Origin of the sequence: Pseudidiomarina salilacus (assembly GCF_047323925.1) — a bacterium.
Classification (GTDB): domain Bacteria; phylum Pseudomonadota; class Gammaproteobacteria; order Enterobacterales; family Alteromonadaceae; genus Pseudidiomarina; species Pseudidiomarina salilacus.
The window spans coordinates 612,508-627,227 of sequence record NZ_CP178751.1; the positions used below are offsets into that span (position 1 = coordinate 612,508).

General features: G+C 48.4%; 13 protein-coding genes and 3 tRNA genes. 14 read left to right on the forward strand and 2 right to left on the reverse strand.

Annotation, left to right across the window (positions count from 1 at the left end; translation table 11 throughout):
- Positions 1-134: 134 nt before the first annotated feature.
- From ACJ8W9_RS02920 to ACJ8W9_RS02960, 9 genes are all read left to right on the forward strand, one after another.
- Complete coding sequence (locus tag ACJ8W9_RS02920; protein WP_411358403.1) at positions 135-818, forward strand: LuxR C-terminal-related transcriptional regulator; 684 nt, start codon at positions 135-137, stop codon at positions 816-818.
- Positions 793-2,664, forward strand: coding sequence for an excinuclease ABC subunit UvrC (gene uvrC / locus ACJ8W9_RS02925; protein ID WP_411360323.1), 1,872 nt, complete (start codon positions 793-795; stop codon positions 2,662-2,664). The genes ACJ8W9_RS02920 and uvrC overlap by 26 nt, the downstream gene beginning before the upstream one ends.
- A 16-nt stretch (positions 2,665-2,680) precedes the next feature.
- Entirely contained in the window at positions 2,681-3,229 is a 549-nt protein-coding gene (gene pgsA / locus ACJ8W9_RS02930; protein ID WP_411358405.1) for a CDP-diacylglycerol--glycerol-3-phosphate 3-phosphatidyltransferase, read from the forward strand.
- A 79-nt stretch (positions 3,230-3,308) separates the two neighbouring features.
- Positions 3,309-3,384, forward strand: a tRNA-Gly gene (locus tag ACJ8W9_RS02935).
- An 8-nt stretch (positions 3,385-3,392) separates the two neighbouring features.
- A tRNA-Cys gene (locus tag ACJ8W9_RS02940) sits at positions 3,393-3,466 on the forward strand.
- A 30-nt stretch (positions 3,467-3,496) separates the two neighbouring features.
- Positions 3,497-3,583 (forward strand) — tRNA-Leu (locus ACJ8W9_RS02945).
- A gap of 536 nt (positions 3,584-4,119) precedes the next feature.
- The gene (locus tag ACJ8W9_RS02950; RefSeq protein WP_411360325.1) at positions 4,120-4,713 is read left to right on the forward strand and encodes a hypothetical protein; all 594 of its coding nucleotides are present in this window, start codon (positions 4,120-4,122) and stop codon (positions 4,711-4,713) included.
- Between the two features lie 80 nt (positions 4,714-4,793).
- Positions 4,794-6,287 (forward strand): FMN-binding glutamate synthase family protein, encoded by a 1,494-nt coding sequence (locus ACJ8W9_RS02955; protein WP_411359282.1) that lies wholly within the window; start codon positions 4,794-4,796, stop codon positions 6,285-6,287.
- Positions 6,288-6,293: 6 nt separating this feature from the next.
- Positions 6,294-7,493, forward strand: coding sequence for an MFS transporter (locus tag ACJ8W9_RS02960; RefSeq protein WP_411358407.1), 1,200 nt, complete (start codon positions 6,294-6,296; stop codon positions 7,491-7,493).
- Positions 7,494-7,502: 9 nt separating this feature from the next.
- On the opposite strand, the gene ACJ8W9_RS02965 is transcribed toward ACJ8W9_RS02960, so the two are convergent.
- Positions 7,503-8,399, reverse strand: a complete 897-nt coding sequence (locus tag ACJ8W9_RS02965) for a LysR family transcriptional regulator (protein ID WP_411358408.1) — start codon at positions 8,397-8,399, stop codon at positions 7,503-7,505.
- Between the two features lie 71 nt (positions 8,400-8,470).
- Here ACJ8W9_RS02965 and ACJ8W9_RS02970 point away from each other — a divergent pair, with 71 nt between their 5' ends.
- The 3 genes from ACJ8W9_RS02970 to ACJ8W9_RS02980 are packed head-to-tail and all read left to right on the forward strand — an operon-like array spanning position 8,471 to position 10,869.
- Positions 8,471-9,121: a LysE family translocator gene (locus ACJ8W9_RS02970; RefSeq protein ID WP_411358409.1), complete on the forward strand. Its 651-nt coding sequence runs from the start codon at positions 8,471-8,473 to the stop codon at positions 9,119-9,121.
- A gap of 49 nt (positions 9,122-9,170) precedes the next feature.
- Positions 9,171-10,055: a 6-carboxytetrahydropterin synthase gene (locus ACJ8W9_RS02975; RefSeq protein WP_411358410.1), complete on the forward strand. Its 885-nt coding sequence runs from the start codon at positions 9,171-9,173 to the stop codon at positions 10,053-10,055.
- Positions 10,048-10,869 (forward strand): M23 family metallopeptidase, encoded by an 822-nt coding sequence (locus ACJ8W9_RS02980; RefSeq protein WP_411360328.1) that lies wholly within the window; start codon positions 10,048-10,050, stop codon positions 10,867-10,869. Before ACJ8W9_RS02975 ends, ACJ8W9_RS02980 begins: the two co-directional genes overlap by 8 nt.
- Positions 10,870-10,880: 11 nt before the next feature.
- Here ACJ8W9_RS02980 and ACJ8W9_RS02985 read toward each other — a convergent pair whose 3' ends face one another.
- The gene (locus tag ACJ8W9_RS02985; protein ID WP_411360330.1) at positions 10,881-12,656 is read right to left on the reverse strand and encodes a M61 family metallopeptidase; all 1,776 of its coding nucleotides are present in this window, start codon (positions 12,654-12,656) and stop codon (positions 10,881-10,883) included.
- A gap of 144 nt (positions 12,657-12,800) precedes the next feature.
- On the opposite strand from ACJ8W9_RS02985, the gene ACJ8W9_RS02990 reads away from it, so the two are divergent.
- Complete coding sequence (locus ACJ8W9_RS02990; RefSeq protein WP_411358413.1) at positions 12,801-13,880, forward strand: sensor histidine kinase; 1,080 nt, start codon at positions 12,801-12,803, stop codon at positions 13,878-13,880.
- The gene (locus tag ACJ8W9_RS02995; protein WP_411358414.1) at positions 13,877-14,704 is read left to right on the forward strand and encodes a LytR/AlgR family response regulator transcription factor; all 828 of its coding nucleotides are present in this window, start codon (positions 13,877-13,879) and stop codon (positions 14,702-14,704) included. The genes ACJ8W9_RS02990 and ACJ8W9_RS02995 overlap by 4 nt, the downstream gene beginning before the upstream one ends.
- The last annotated feature ends 16 nt before the right edge of the window (positions 14,705-14,720 follow it).

Here is a 14,720-nt window from a genome sequence, read left to right on the forward strand (position 1 = left end):
TGAGTCAATTAATTTTTTTGTTACATTTTATATTGATTTTTGAAACAGTATTGGGCATTACTGTGATGGCATCGAAATAGGTTCGATGTGAACGCCGAAATAGTTCGGAAATCATACAAAGATGGAACACAAAAATGACCGAGTTCATTGTTGCCATTTCTTCAGAAATGGTTAGTCAAGGAATGACCGCCTTACTAAAGGAGGAGTCGCAATTAAAAGTTGTTGCGACCATAGTAAGCCAACAGCAACTAAGAGATGCAGTGAGTAAGCATCCGTTTGCGACGGTGATACTAGGAAGTGATCTCTGTGGTGAAAACACGATTGAGGTATGGCGACGTTTACGTCACCGCTACCGCGATGTTCAATTGTTACTTTGGGCACAGCGTTTTCAAGATGTTTTAGATTTTCAATGTAACGTCGATAAGGTGGACGGCTACTTGCTCTCCGGTGCGCGGCGCAATGAGTTTATTGAGGCTTGCGAAACAGTGGGAAAGGGGCGTATGTTTGTCGCTGCCAGTATTGCCCAGTATTTCGCACAAAACCCAGCGCGGCAGCGCCAAGCAGACTTATTGAGTCGACTGAGTAAACGTGAAGTACAAGTGAGTCAACTCGTTGCTCGAGGTAAGAAGGTGGTTGATATTGCCGCGATACTGAATATCAGTACCAAAACAGTCAATACCTTTCGCTATCGAATCTTTGCTAAACTCGGGCTTTCAGGTGATGTTGAACTTGCTCACCTAGCGTTACAAACAGGTCTGATTGAAATTGCAACAGAAGGTGTAAAAAACAGTAATGACGACGAAGAGGGAGCAGTTTAATCCCAAGCAGTTCTTACGTAACCTGACGCATCAGCCAGGTGTTTACCGTATGTATGATGCGTCAGGTGATATCATTTATGTGGGCAAAGCCAAAGACCTACGAAAACGTGTGAGCAGTTATTTCCGCAGCAATCTTGATCATCCAAAAACACAAACACTCGTTAAACAAATTACCAATATTGAAGTGACGGTTACCAATACCGAAGCGGAAGCATTGATCCTCGAAAACAACTTTATTAAGAAATATCGGCCGCGCTACAACGTGTTATTACGCGACGATAAATCCTACCCCTATATTTTACTCAGTGAGCATGAGCACCCGCGGCTAGCGTTTCATCGTGGTACACGTCGTGAAAAAGGTCGTTATTTTGGTCCCTTCCCTAATGGAGTGGCTGTGCGTAATAGTTTGCGGTTACTGCAGAAGCTATTCCCTGTGCGTCAGTGCGAAGATACCTATTACCGGGCGCGCAGCCGACCTTGCTTGCAGTACCAGCTCAATCGTTGCTTAGCGCCTTGCGTTAAAGGTTATTGTAGCGACGAGGAGTACACTGAGCAGGTAGAACTCGCAAAGAGCTTCCTGCAAGGAAAAAACCAAGAAGTCATCGACCAATTGGTCGACAAAATGGATACGGCGTCGGAAGCGTTAGAGTTTGAACGTGCAGCGCGTTATCGCGACCAAATCGCAGCTTTACGGCAAGTGCAAGAGCGTAATGCGGTGACTGGTAATCAACAAGAGCTTGATGTGATTGGTTATGCGCGCCAAGGCGGCATTGCTGCAGTTCACCTGTTGTTTGTGCGCGGCGGCGCAGTGCAGGGCAGCCGCAGTTATTTCCCGAAAGTTCCGAGCAACACTGAAGACAGCGAAGTACTACTCGCATTTTTGTTGCAGTTTTATTTGAATGATCAAGTCGAGCGACAGCTACCACGAGAGATCATTCTTCCTGAGCAAAATGCAGCACAGGTACTTGATCCAGAACAAGAATTACAGACACTGGAGCAGGCGCTCGCGCAAAAAATTCGGATGACACACAATGTTCGTGGCGAACGCCGACAATACCAAGTGCTGGCACAAAAAAATGCCCTTAATGCGCTCGATAGCAAGGCAAACCAAGCCAGTACCATGCACATGCGGGTAAAAGCGCTGGAAGATGTACTCGATTTTGGGCGACCGGTAACGCGCATGGAATGTTTCGATATTAGTCATACCATGGGACAAGAAACCGTCGCCTCCTGTGTGGTGTTCGATCAACAGGGCCCGAAAAAGAGTGATTATCGGCGCTTCAATATTAAGGGCATCACCCCAGGCGATGACTATGCGGCTATGTCGCAAGCACTGAAACGTCGGTTTGATCCGTTGCAGCAAGCCGATAAGGACCTCGCACCAGTACCCGATATTTTGTTCATTGACGGCGGCAAAGGGCAACTTTCACAGGCTGAGAATTACTTTGCCAGCTGGCAGGATGCAGCAGGGCGTCCAGCACCTTTGCTGATAGGCGTCGCTAAAGGAGAATCTCGTAAGCCTGGCCTTGAGACGCTGATTCTGGCTGGCAGTCACGAAACCATTCCTTTGGCTGCCGACGCCCCAGCGTTGCATTTGGTACAACATATACGCGATGAGTCCCATCGCTTTGCGATTACCGGCCATCGGCAGCGGCGTGCGAAGGTGCGGCGCACTTCGAAATTAGAGGACATTCCAGGTATTGGGACTAAGCGCCGGCAAAAACTTCTGCAAAATCTCGGTGGATTACAACAGGTAAAACAGGCTAGTATTGAACAACTTTCTGCGGTACCCGGTGTCAGTCGCGAATTGGCTGAAACCATCTATCACGCATTTCGTGACGAATAGAGGACTCACAAGTCGTATGTGGAATATTCCAAACCTGCTCACTAGCTTCCGAATCCTCCTGATTCCGGTGTTTTTGGGGATTTATTATCTGCCTGGCAGTGATGCAAAGTTTTGGGCTGCGTTTGTGTTTGCGCTCGCTGCAATTACCGACGGCTTAGATGGTTACATTGCCCGTCGCTTTAATCAGTTCACTAAGTTCGGGGCGTTTCTTGATCCGGTTGCCGACAAAGTGATGGTTGCGGCATCCTTGATCGTAGTGGTCGAAACCTATGCGGTGTGGTGGATCAGTGTGCCGGCCTTGGCAATTGTGAGCCGTGAACTGGTGGTTTCCGCGTTGCGCGAATGGATGGCGCAAATTGGTAAACAAGAAAGTGTCAAAGTCTCGAACCTTGGTAAGATCAAAACGACCGCGCAAATGGTCGCTATCGGTGGCTTAATTTGGGAAGCTAACACCTTTGTGGTCGTTTTAGCGACGTTGCTCTTGTACATTGCATTTGTGCTAACACTCTGGTCGATGTGGGAATATTTGCGCGCTGCATGGTCAGATTTAAGTCAAGTGGATTAAAAATAAGCAAACAAACCAGTGAACGGCAAAAAATCGTTGACCTTGACGAAATAGACAGTAGAATGCCTCGGCACTGGACGCGGGAATAGCTCAGCTGGTAGAGCACAACCTTGCCAAGGTTGGGGTCGCGAGTTCGAATCTCGTTTCCCGCTCCAAACTCGATGGCGGGTTGGCAGAATGGCTATGCAGCGGATTGCAAATCCGTGGATCTCGGTTCGACTCCGGGACCCGCCTCCATCGAACCTCAGGTATTGCATCTCAAGATGTGCCCGGGTGGTGAAATTGGTAGACACAAGGGATTTAAAATCCCTCGCTGGCAACAGCGTGCCGGTTCAAGTCCGGCCCCGGGCACCATTTAAATCAATAAGTTACGTTCAAAACATCCTCAGATCGAAGCGAAAATGCAACTGGTATAGTTGTGGTATAATCGCGTCACTTTTTGGTATAGAAAGGTTCAACAGTCAAATAAATCTGTTGAATGCGCTTGTCTAAACGTTAATCCAGCCTCATATTAATTCTATTCTTGTGTAGCAAAACGTAATCGAGATCGTGCTGTGCTAATTCGTCTGCTGATTGCATCCTTAGTCCTTGTTCTTGTCGGCGCTGAACGCGCGGTGGCAAAGGTAACACTGGATGACGGCTATACGTCTACTACGTTAGAACATCCAGCCGTAGCCTCTACGCATAACGGTAGCAGTGATACAGACGGCGATACGATAGTAGTTTCCCTCTCAATCGTCGTAAAAACAATTTCGGTAAAGGTCATCAGCCTTTATCAAACGAGCTTTACCAGAACAGTAAAAACCGCGCATTACCCACGCGCACCACCATTAACTCTCAGTTAAGTCTTGATCATTTTTTTAATCACTTAATTGAAGAGGAGAAAGAACATGGCTTCTTTCCACGCACTTTCATGGCATCCAGCCGAAATATCGACCCGTTTACTGCACTCAGCGAACGCAACTGCTAATGCCAAATTGAGCTGGCACGCTGCAGCGTCATCCGTTTTTGAATCCTTAGCCGAACAAAACATTCTTATTACCGAGTCAACGCGTTTGCCCGAAGCTGAAGAGCTACTGCAAAAACACAATCTACGGTATGCGTGCGTCATCGACGCGCAGAAAAATTTCACTGGGGTGTTGCTCACCCGCGAACTCCACAGTCGTCACAGTGGCGCGCTCTGTAGTGCTTTGCAATTACCATGGACGCAATTAGAGGTGCGCCATTTGATGCAGCCTCTCACTCAATTACCAGTGGTTAGTGAACGCGCTTTTGTGAACGCCAAAATCGGTGATATTGCAGCCACCATGCAAGCTGTGAGTAAGGATTTCGTGCTGGTTGAAAATGCTGAAGGCCTGCAAGGCTTTGTAAGTTCGCTCAAGGTGTTGCAGGTGACCGGAGAATCGGTTCGCCTGTACCCCAAAGCGACCACGTTCGCCGAGGTCTTTAGTGCATTGAAACATCCCGAAATTACCGAGGTTTAGGCTTGTTGCCAGTAACGTAACAAGCTAGATTAGGAGCATGTAGAAGCAACCGAGTAGACGACATGACCAATAACTCATGGATGAACGCTGACACGCTCCTTGTCATTGCGCAATGGCTTTTGGGTTTGTTCGTATTGCTGCTGATCCTAGGTTTGGTCAGTATCGTGGTGATGTACATTGTGGACAAAACCCAAACCAAGCACACCATCCGCCGCAATTTTCCGGTCATCGGGCGGTTTCGCTATGTGTTTGAAAATCTCGGTGAGTTTTTCCGGCAGTATTTCTTCGCGATGGATCGCGAAGAAATGCCATTTAATCGCGCCCAGCGCAGTTGGGTGTATCGGGCGGCGAAAAATGCTGATCGCAATTTGGCCTTTGGCTCCACTCGTGATTTAACCAAGAACGGGACTATTATTTTCGCTAATGCGCCATATCCACCGCAAAGTGAAGAAAAAACCCAACCTGAACCCGTTGAAATCGGTCCCTACTGTCGCACGCCTTATGCGCCGACTTCGTTCTTCCATATCTCTGGCATGAGTTATGGCGCATTGTCGCCGGTAGCGGTGCGCGCATTATCGAAAGGCGCAAAATTAGCGGGTTGCTGGATGAATACTGGGGAGGGTGGTTTAAGCCCTTATCACCTTGAAGGTGAATGCGACATCGTATTTCAAATTGGTACGGCAAAATATGGGGTACGAAATAAAGACGGTTCGCTCAATGAGCTGCGTCTCAAAGAGCTCGGCGAACATCAGTTGATTAAGATGTTTGAATTAAAGCTGAGCCAAGGTGCAAAACCGGGTAAAGGCGGTATTTTGCCAGGTCTGAAGGTCAACAAAGAGATTGCTGAAATCCGTGGCATCCCAGAAGGTGAAGACTCGATTAGTCCAAATCGGCACCCAGAAATCAAAACGGATGATGAGTTACTAGATTTTCTCGCCAAAATGCGCGAAATCACCGGTAAACCAGCCGGAATTAAACTCGTCATGGGCGACCCTGGTTGGATTGATGAGCTGATTGATTGTATTAAACGGCGCGGTATTGAATACGCGCCTGACTTTATAACTCTTGATAGTGCTGATGGCGGCACTGGCTCTGCGCCACAACCGCTGATGGATTACGTTGGTTTGAAGCTGCAAGAAAGCTTGCCAATTCTGGTCGATAAGTTGATCGCAAGTGGCTTAAAAGACCGCATTCGCGTGATAGCCTCGGGTAAACAGATTTCGCCAGCGGACGTTGCGTGGGCACTTGCGATTGGCGCTGACTTTATTGTCTCGGCGCGTGGCTTTATGTTTTCGCTTGGTTGTATCCAAGCGATGCAATGCAATAAAAATACCTGTCCAACCGGCATTACCACTCATGATAAAGATTTGCAGCGTGGACTCGATCCCGAAGATAAATCAGTACGCGTGGCTAATTATCATAAATATCTCGAATATGGCGTAAATATCATCGCGCATTCGTGTGGTGTTTCAGATCCACGACAGTTGAATCGTCGCCATGCGCGCGTAGTGACCCACACCGGCGATAGCATCAGTTTAGCGGAGCGTTATCCACCACAAGCACCTAGGCAATAAAACACCATGATTATCCAGCAGTACTTCAAGATGTTGGCGCAATATCCGCGCTTTTTGATGTTTGGATTTTTAGCCACGTTTTTCTCAAGCTTCGGCCAAACGTTTTTCTTAGCGTTGTTTACCGATACGTTCATCGATGCGTACCAGCTTAGCTACAGCAGTTATGGTGCGATCTATGCTGGAGCAACTTTTGCTGGCGGTTTTCTATTGATGCGCATAGGTAAACGCATTGATACTGTGAGTCTCGGTACATTTACCGCTTTTGCCTTTTTCGGGTTTGCGCTCGCCGCAGCACTCATTACTTGGAATATTCATGTAATCGTACTTTGCGTCGCACTCGCTGGCTTGCGCTTGTTTGGTCAGGGCTTTATGGGGCATATCGCCATGACCAGTATGGGCCGATACTTTAGTGCTCAACGCGGTAAAGCAGTTGCTTTTGCAGGCATGGGCTTTCCATTAGCCGAACTTATATTGCCATTACTGATCATCAGTTTACTGGCGTTTTTGGGTTGGCAAGCAGTCTGGTGGGGCGTTGCTGTGAGTTTATTACTCGCACTACCCTTGATGGTTTATCTACAGGGCGCAAAGCCAACTGAGACCTCCGCAGCAGAGCCGACCTCACAAACTGTCATAGAACCAACGCTGCGCCAACGTGACCTACTGCGTGATGCAAAGTTTTGGCAGGTACTGCCGGCTTTACTGGGCTTACCTTTTGTCTTCACAGCGGTGATTCTTAATCAATTTTGGCTTGCCGATCAATTTGTTTGGTCGCCAGCCGGCACGGCGACTGCTATAGCTGCATTTTCGCTTACGCGGGTCACTATGAGTGTATTTGCCGGTGACTGGATTGATACCATAGGCTCACGCAAACTGATCGGATTGAACATTATCCCACTCGCGCTAGGTGTGGTGTTGTTGAGCTTTGGATTTGGCTTATGGAGTTGGTGGCTGTATTTAGCGCTGGCCGGTATCAGTGCAGGTATTAATTCAGCGATTTCCGGTTCGCTGTGGGCCGAAATTTATGGCACTAAGCAATTAGGTACAGTACGCGCCTTAGTTCATGCGCTAATGGTCTTTTCCACTGGGCTATCGCCATTTTTAATGGGTTTGATGATCGACTGGCAAATCGCACCACAATGGATGTTGCTCAGCTTCGCTGCTTTGCTGGTGTTAGCTTGGCTGAACGCGCGGCGCTTGCCAAGTTAGCACGAAGCTCTAGCTCTTTGGCAGTGCATGCTCAATGCGGCTCGCTAGCCACTTACTAAATGCCACGACAGACACTGGATGATGGGTGCTTTGTTTGTAACTCACGTACAAAGCAGTGTCGGCATCAATGGTTACGTCCGCACTCCGTTGCAGTTGTTGCAGTTGTGGGTGTTCGAGCCAAAGTTGATCGGCGAGGGCGAAGCCAGGCAAAGCGCTGACCAGATCAATGGCTAAATTGCTGCTACTGGCATTTTGTGCTGCGGCCTGTTTACTGTCGTGCGACAATTTTCCTTGTGCGCGTTTCCACAGTGAACTGTCAGTGGCGACGAACCAAGTTAAAATCGCGGCATCGTAGCTTTGCGGGTGCGCTACGGGTACGAATTTGGGCGTATATAGACGCTGTTGTTTCAGCGTGCGATCTTTCACTTTACCGGCGCTCACTAGCACATCAACCGTGCCTTGTTGTAAGTCTTGTTGCGCTTGAGCATCCATACTTGCACCGTAAACATCGGCAAAGGTCAACACGTGCAAGCGGATGTGAGGATACAACGCATTGAAATCAGTGAGGCGTTGGGCTAACCAAAATCGCAACAGGCTATCGGGCACCATAATGCGCAAGGTCGTAAGTTCTTCGTCGCCACACAACTGAGTTTGCTGGACGGCGTGCTGCATTTGCTGAAATAATGGCAGCAACTGACGCGCTAACACGCGACCTGCAGGCGTCAAGGCGTAAACACGGTTATCGCGATGAAATAACGAGGTACCGAGTTGGTCCTCCAGTGTTTGAATGTGGCGCGTCACTGCCGATTGCGATAGCCCCAGTTGCTGCGCCGCGTGTTTAAACGAAGTAGCGTTGGCGGCGAGTGCGAACACCCGTAGCGCATTCAGTGAGTAGTCTTTCAACATAAACCCTCGAAACCCTGCGGTTTTGTTAATACATATTGCATAAATTAAAACTAATGATGAGCCTTTAATCAATGTATTTACAAGAATTTCTCGAAATAGCGATTCTGCATTTTCTCGCAGTTGCCTCGCCGGGACCCGATTTTGCGGTAACGGCGCGCTACAGTCTCGCCTATGGCCGTAGAGTCGGACGTTGGGTAGCACTCGGCATTGGCGTGGGTATTCTCGTACACGTTGCCTATTCACTGTTGGGCGTAACTTTGATCATTCACCGTTATCAATGGGTGTACGCAACGTTACTTCTGTTAGGCGCACTCTATCTGGGCTGGATCGGTTGGCAGGCGATTCAAGCGAAACCCAATGGTCAGCGTCCTGAATCAGCTCATGCGGCGGGACAACTCAGTCGTGGCAAAGCCTTTCGGGTGGGTTTCATCACCAATGGCTTGAACGTCAAAGCTACGTTGTTTTTTATGACCTTGTTCGTGACCATTATTCAACCCACAACACCCACTTGGATTAAAGCCGGTTACGGGCTTTATATGGCAATTGCCACTGCCGCTTGGTTTGCTTTTTTAGCGAGTGCATTCACGATTCCGGCTTTTTACGATCGGATTTGGCGCTACGGACATTGGATTGATAGGGTGATGGGCGCGCTTTTACTGTTCCTTTGCGGTAAATTATTGCTCGACTGGTGGCAGGTAATTCAAGTTCTGCTTGGCCGTTGAAACTGGTATTATACTAGCCTTAATTAAGTGATAGGTGTTTGAGCGTATTATGCAGTTATTTGTAAATGATCTAACCGTAATTGATTTCTCTTACTTATGCCCAGAGCGTGGCATTGTGGGGGAGAGTTGGATCGTTGATATCATTCTTGACGGAAGCTTGAACGAGCAGTCGATGGTGCTTGATTTTGGTCGCGTGAAAAAGCAGATCAAACGCATTATCGATGATGCCGTTGATCATAAACTAGCGGTACCCGCGGAACATCCGTTTACCAAGGTGACCCACGCCGACGACGAGAATAGTTATTGGGTCGATTTCTTGCGTCCTCAGCAGCGCTCTATTCACTTATTTTGTCCCGCTGATGCCTACGCATTTATTGACGCCGATCGCGTTGATATGAGCTCGGTTAATGCCTATCTGCGCGCGGTTATTAAACGCGAATTGCCAGGCAACATTGAAGGTCTTGAAGTGCAGCTGCGCAGCGAACAGATTGACGACGCTTATTATCATTACACGCATGGTTTGAAGAAACATGATGGTAATTGCCAGCGCATTGCCCACGGCCATCGCTCACGACTGCAGATCTTTATTGATGGTCAACGTGATCTGGCGCTGGAACAAATTTGGGCCGAACGTTGGCGTGACATTTATTTAGGCTCGCAAGAGGACGTCGCAGCTTTAGCCAATTTACAACGCTCTGCTGCAGCTGCCGACTTAAGTGAAACGACACATATTGGTTATAGCTACACTGCCGACCAAGGTTTGTTTGAGCTGATTGTGCCATTACCAGAAAATGATTTGATTGCGACTGACTCAACGGTTGAATGTATCGCGACGCATTTGGCGGATGCTATTCGAGTGCAACGTCCGGCGGCAAACACTGTGCAAGTCAAGGCTTTTGAAGGCGTTGGCAAGGGAGCAATTGCTTATGCTTAAGACGCTTTTTACGGTGGCGCTACTGGTGTTGCCAGGCACAGCTACAGTCACGGCGAGTGCAGCTGAGCTCATTGAATTGAAGGGCGCGCGTACGGCGGGGGCTTTGATGATTGGTAAAACCGAGCCAACTGCCCAGGTATCGCTCAATGGCGAAGCTTTGACGGTGCACCCCGACGGTTATGTCGTGTTTGGTTTTGATCGTGATGCTAGCGGCACGCAAGAGTTGGAAATTACCCTCGATACCGGTAAGGTCGTCAAACAATCTATTGAATTACAACCACGTGAATACCAGATTGATCGGGTCGAAGGAGTGCCACAGCGCACGGTAACGCCAGATCCGGAACAAGTCGCCAGAGCGCGCAAAGAGGCTGCAGCGGTATGGCAGGCGCGGCAAACGCTGTCACAACGCACCGATTTTCTGCAACCGGTGATCGAACCCGCACAAGGGCGCATCAGTGGTGTGTACGGCAGCCAACGCATTTTCAATGGTGAACCGCGCAACCCGCACTTTGGCCTAGATGTTGCGGCGCCTACCGGCACGCCAGTGAAAGTCGTATGGCCGGGCGAAGTCGTCTTCGCCGATGCTGACCTGTTCTATTCCGGTGGGACAATCATTGTCGATCATGGCTTAGGTATTTCTACGACTTATATTCATTTAAGTCGGGTAGATGTCGAAGTTGGTGACAGCCTCGAACAAGGGCAAGTCATTGGTGCCATTGGTGCAACCGGACGCGCGACTGGGCCGCACCTTGATTGGCGCGTCAACTGGCGCGACGTCCGTCTGGATCCAGCGTTGGTGTTAGAGCACTTTTAGTAAGTGCGCTATTAGGCCAATCGTAACCACTGGTTTGCGAGTGTTGCATCAGTGACTTTCAGTACGTAGTTGTTACGCTTAGGTGCTTGCCAAGTAAGTTGCAGTTGCAACAGCTCATCACGTCGAAAAGCGTGCACCGTTACCGTATCACCCGGCTGATAACGTTCAAAAATTTCCCGCATATTGGCATCGGTTACTTGTAAGAAATCGATGGCAATCAGGCGGTCTTGCGCACTTAAACCAGCAAGCATTGCCGCTTCATCGGCATAAAGGTTCTGCAACTCTAAACCATACGCGGTACCTTTAAATTTCGCCCCCAAAGCGACCGGCAGAGGTTGTGCTGCCGCACGTCCACCGATGGTGTTGTCATCTTGCGCGGGACTCTGCTCACAACTCACGCCAAATTCTTGCAAAAGCTGCAAGGTCGGTAGGCTTTCACGTTGGTTCACAGCACGCTCGATAAATGCGTGTAAATGAATTTGGTAGCGTTGTTGGACAAAGTCAGCAAAGTCATTTTCCGAAGTGCCTTTGAGCGTTGCGCCAAACTCACGCCAAAACTCACTTAAACACTGACCGAGAGTAACCTTACCCACGCTTTCTTTACGCAGCAGTAAATCGATACACAAAGCTATCAAAGCGCCCTTGGCGTAGTAACTAACCACTGCGTTTGGCGCGTTCTCGTCTTGTTTATAAAACCGATTCCAAGCCTGCATACTTGAATCGCCGACGCTGTGTCGGTCCAAGCCAACGCCGCGTCGCACACGGGCTAGAGTGTCACCTAACAGGCCGAGATAGGTATTGGCATCGATTAAGCCTGCTTGGTGTAATACAAAATCGTCAAAATAAGAGGTCACACCTTCGTAAAACCAAAGCTGTCGCGTGTATTGTTCGGCCTGTAAATCGTAAGGTAAAAACTCTTTAGGCTTCAGTGTCTTCACGTTCCAACTGTGAAAGTACTCGTGACTACATAAACTTAAAAAGGTGCGATAATCCGTATCAATGGCCGCGCGGGTTTTTGGGCTCACCAAGTCGCGACGACTACAAAGGAGTGCGGTTGAATTGCGATGTTCTAGACCACCAAAGCCTTTGCCAACCACCATGGTTAAGAACAAATACTCGTCGAAGGGCACTTGTTTATCAAATTGGCCAATTTGCTGCTCACAAATTTTCGCTAGATCACCACAAATTCGGTCGAAATCCGCATACTGGCGACCGGCAGTGACAAAGGCATGTTTAACTCCACCAGCGATAAACTCATGGATCGCTAATTCACCTAGCAAAACCGGATAATCGATCAATGCTTCGTAGGAGTCTGCTTGAAACTCTCCACTGCCGTATCGCTCACCCTTGATGCGTGGCATACCGGTTGCAATGCGCCAGTTCGGTGTTTCGCTTGACAGGTTAATCGCCAGTGCGTGCGGCTCTTGTTCAAAGCCTCTAACACTGAAACAGAGACTACTATTATTGAAAAAGCCCCAAAGCTGATCAAGATAGGCGCTGCGCACGCTTAGATCGAAGGCATAAACAAGATAATCAACTGTAACGGCTTGCCCATGGCTCTGAATACGCCATGTTTGCTTATCAACAACGGTCACCGCCAGTTCAGTTCCATCCGCTTCGGCACGTAAATCGAGCACGTTGCGGGCAAAGTCGCGAATCATGTAACTACCTGGGATCCAGGCCGGCATCGAGAGTTCGATGAAGTCTGCGTCGGTCGCGGGAATGCTGAGTTGAACTGCGAATTGATGTCCTTTAGGATCGATCGGCGTGACGTCGTAATGTAACACTGGAACCTCGGAGTCGAACTGCAATGAGCTGCATCTTAGCATGCGTTGAACAAGCTATACAGTGGGCTGAATGCGATAAATGAGCGGCACATTCCTCATGGTAAAAGGTATAATCAACGTGTTATGAACAAGATTTGAGTCACTATGATCGCACGTTGGCAGACATTACTAGACGACCGCAACCGTTTTTTCTGGGTTCTCCAAGCCGCAGGCTGGTTTGGCTATGCGCTCGTTCACTATATTGGTTCACTGATGCACGAAATGCGTGCCGTGTATGTGCTGATCATACTGCTGGGCGCTTATGCAGGTTTTCTGTTAACCGTTCCATTGCGCTATTTGTATCGCCGTATTTGGGAACGCCCGCCCTGGCTGCTCATCGTTGTTGTCTTAGGCGCATCTTATGTTAGCGCTAGTATTTGGGCGGTCATTGATAACGCTACTTATTGGGAAGTCTATAAATTTGGCTTCCGTCCAGAGAGTAACTGGTTCTATTTTAAGAATGCACTCGCCAAGTTCTACATCATGCTGAGTTGGAGTGGCCTGTACTTTGGTATCAAATACTATCAGATGCTGCAAGACGAAAAACAAAAAGCCTTGATGGCAACGTCGATGGCGCATCAGGCGCAACTGAAAATGCTACGTTATCAGCTTAACCCGCACTTTCTGTTTAACACCTTAAATGCGATTTCCACACTGATCTTGATCAAAGAGAATGATCTCGCGAATCGTATGATGACCAAGTTGAGTTCTTTTTTGCGCTTCTCACTTGATAACGAGCCGATTAAGAAAATTCCATTGCAACGCGAAATTGATGCATTGATGCTTTATCTCGATATCGAGAAAGTGCGTTTTGATGAGCGCTTACAAGTTGCAATTGATATTACCGCTGAAGCCGAAAAAGCAATGGTTCCGAGTCTGTTTTTACAGCCATTAATAGAGAACTCAATTAAATATGCGATCGCTAAACTTGAAGACGGTGGGGTGATTGCCATTCAAGCCACACGCGAAGCCGATGATCTCGTTCTGGTTATTTCTGATAACGGTCCAGGCTGCGCCGAGCCAGAGAAATTATTACAAAAAGCCGGCGGTGTGGGTCTTGCAAATACTCGTGACCGATTACAAGCCTTGTATGGGAAGAGTTACTCATTTACATTATCTACTAACAAACCGCATGGCATGCGTATTGAGATTCGCATACCTTTTGAACAGGTTGAGGCTAAATGAGTCAACACATTCGTACCCTAATTGTCGACGATGAATCCCTCGCACGGCGTGGTCTTGCTGTGCGTTTGCAAGAGTTTCCACAAGTTGAACTACTCGAAGAGTGTCCAAACGCTCGACAAGCACTCGAGAAGATCGTCGAGTTGCAACCTGATCTGGTATTCCTCGACATTCAAATGCCCGGCATGAATGGCTTTGAGCTCATGCGAGAAGTTCAAGCGCGCGGCGTTCCCTTACCGATCGTGGTATTTGTCACCGCTTATGACCAGTACGCCATCAAAGCGTTTGAAGTGCGCGCCATCGACTATCTGCTAAAGCCAGTGGACCACGAGCGTCTGGCGCAAACTTTGCATCGTGTTGAGAAAAATCTGGCCCAGCGTGAACGTAATCAGCAACAGCAACGTATGCTTAATTTGTTGGCGGATGCCACCGGTGAAGATTGCGAGGCTATTCTGAAAAAGCTCGCTGATGACCAAGACTTTGGCGCTGCACGTTATCCCGAGCACATTGCGATTAAAGAAAGTGGCGAGATCACGCGCGTAGCGATACAGTCAATCGAATGGATTGATGCTGCGGGTGATTATATGTGTATTCACGCGGACAACGAAACGCATATTTTGCGTCGTACTATGAAAGAATTGGAAGATGAGTTAAATCCGACGCGGTTCCAACGTATTCATCGTTCGGCAATTGTGAATTTAGACCAGATCGAAAAACTCTGTAGCCGGCAAAATGGTGAGTACCACATCATTCTGAAAAATGGCAAAGAACTAAAAGTCAGTCGTAGCTACAAGGAAAGGATCAAAAAGTTGATTCTTAATTCCTAACCACTCAAGGGGTGTT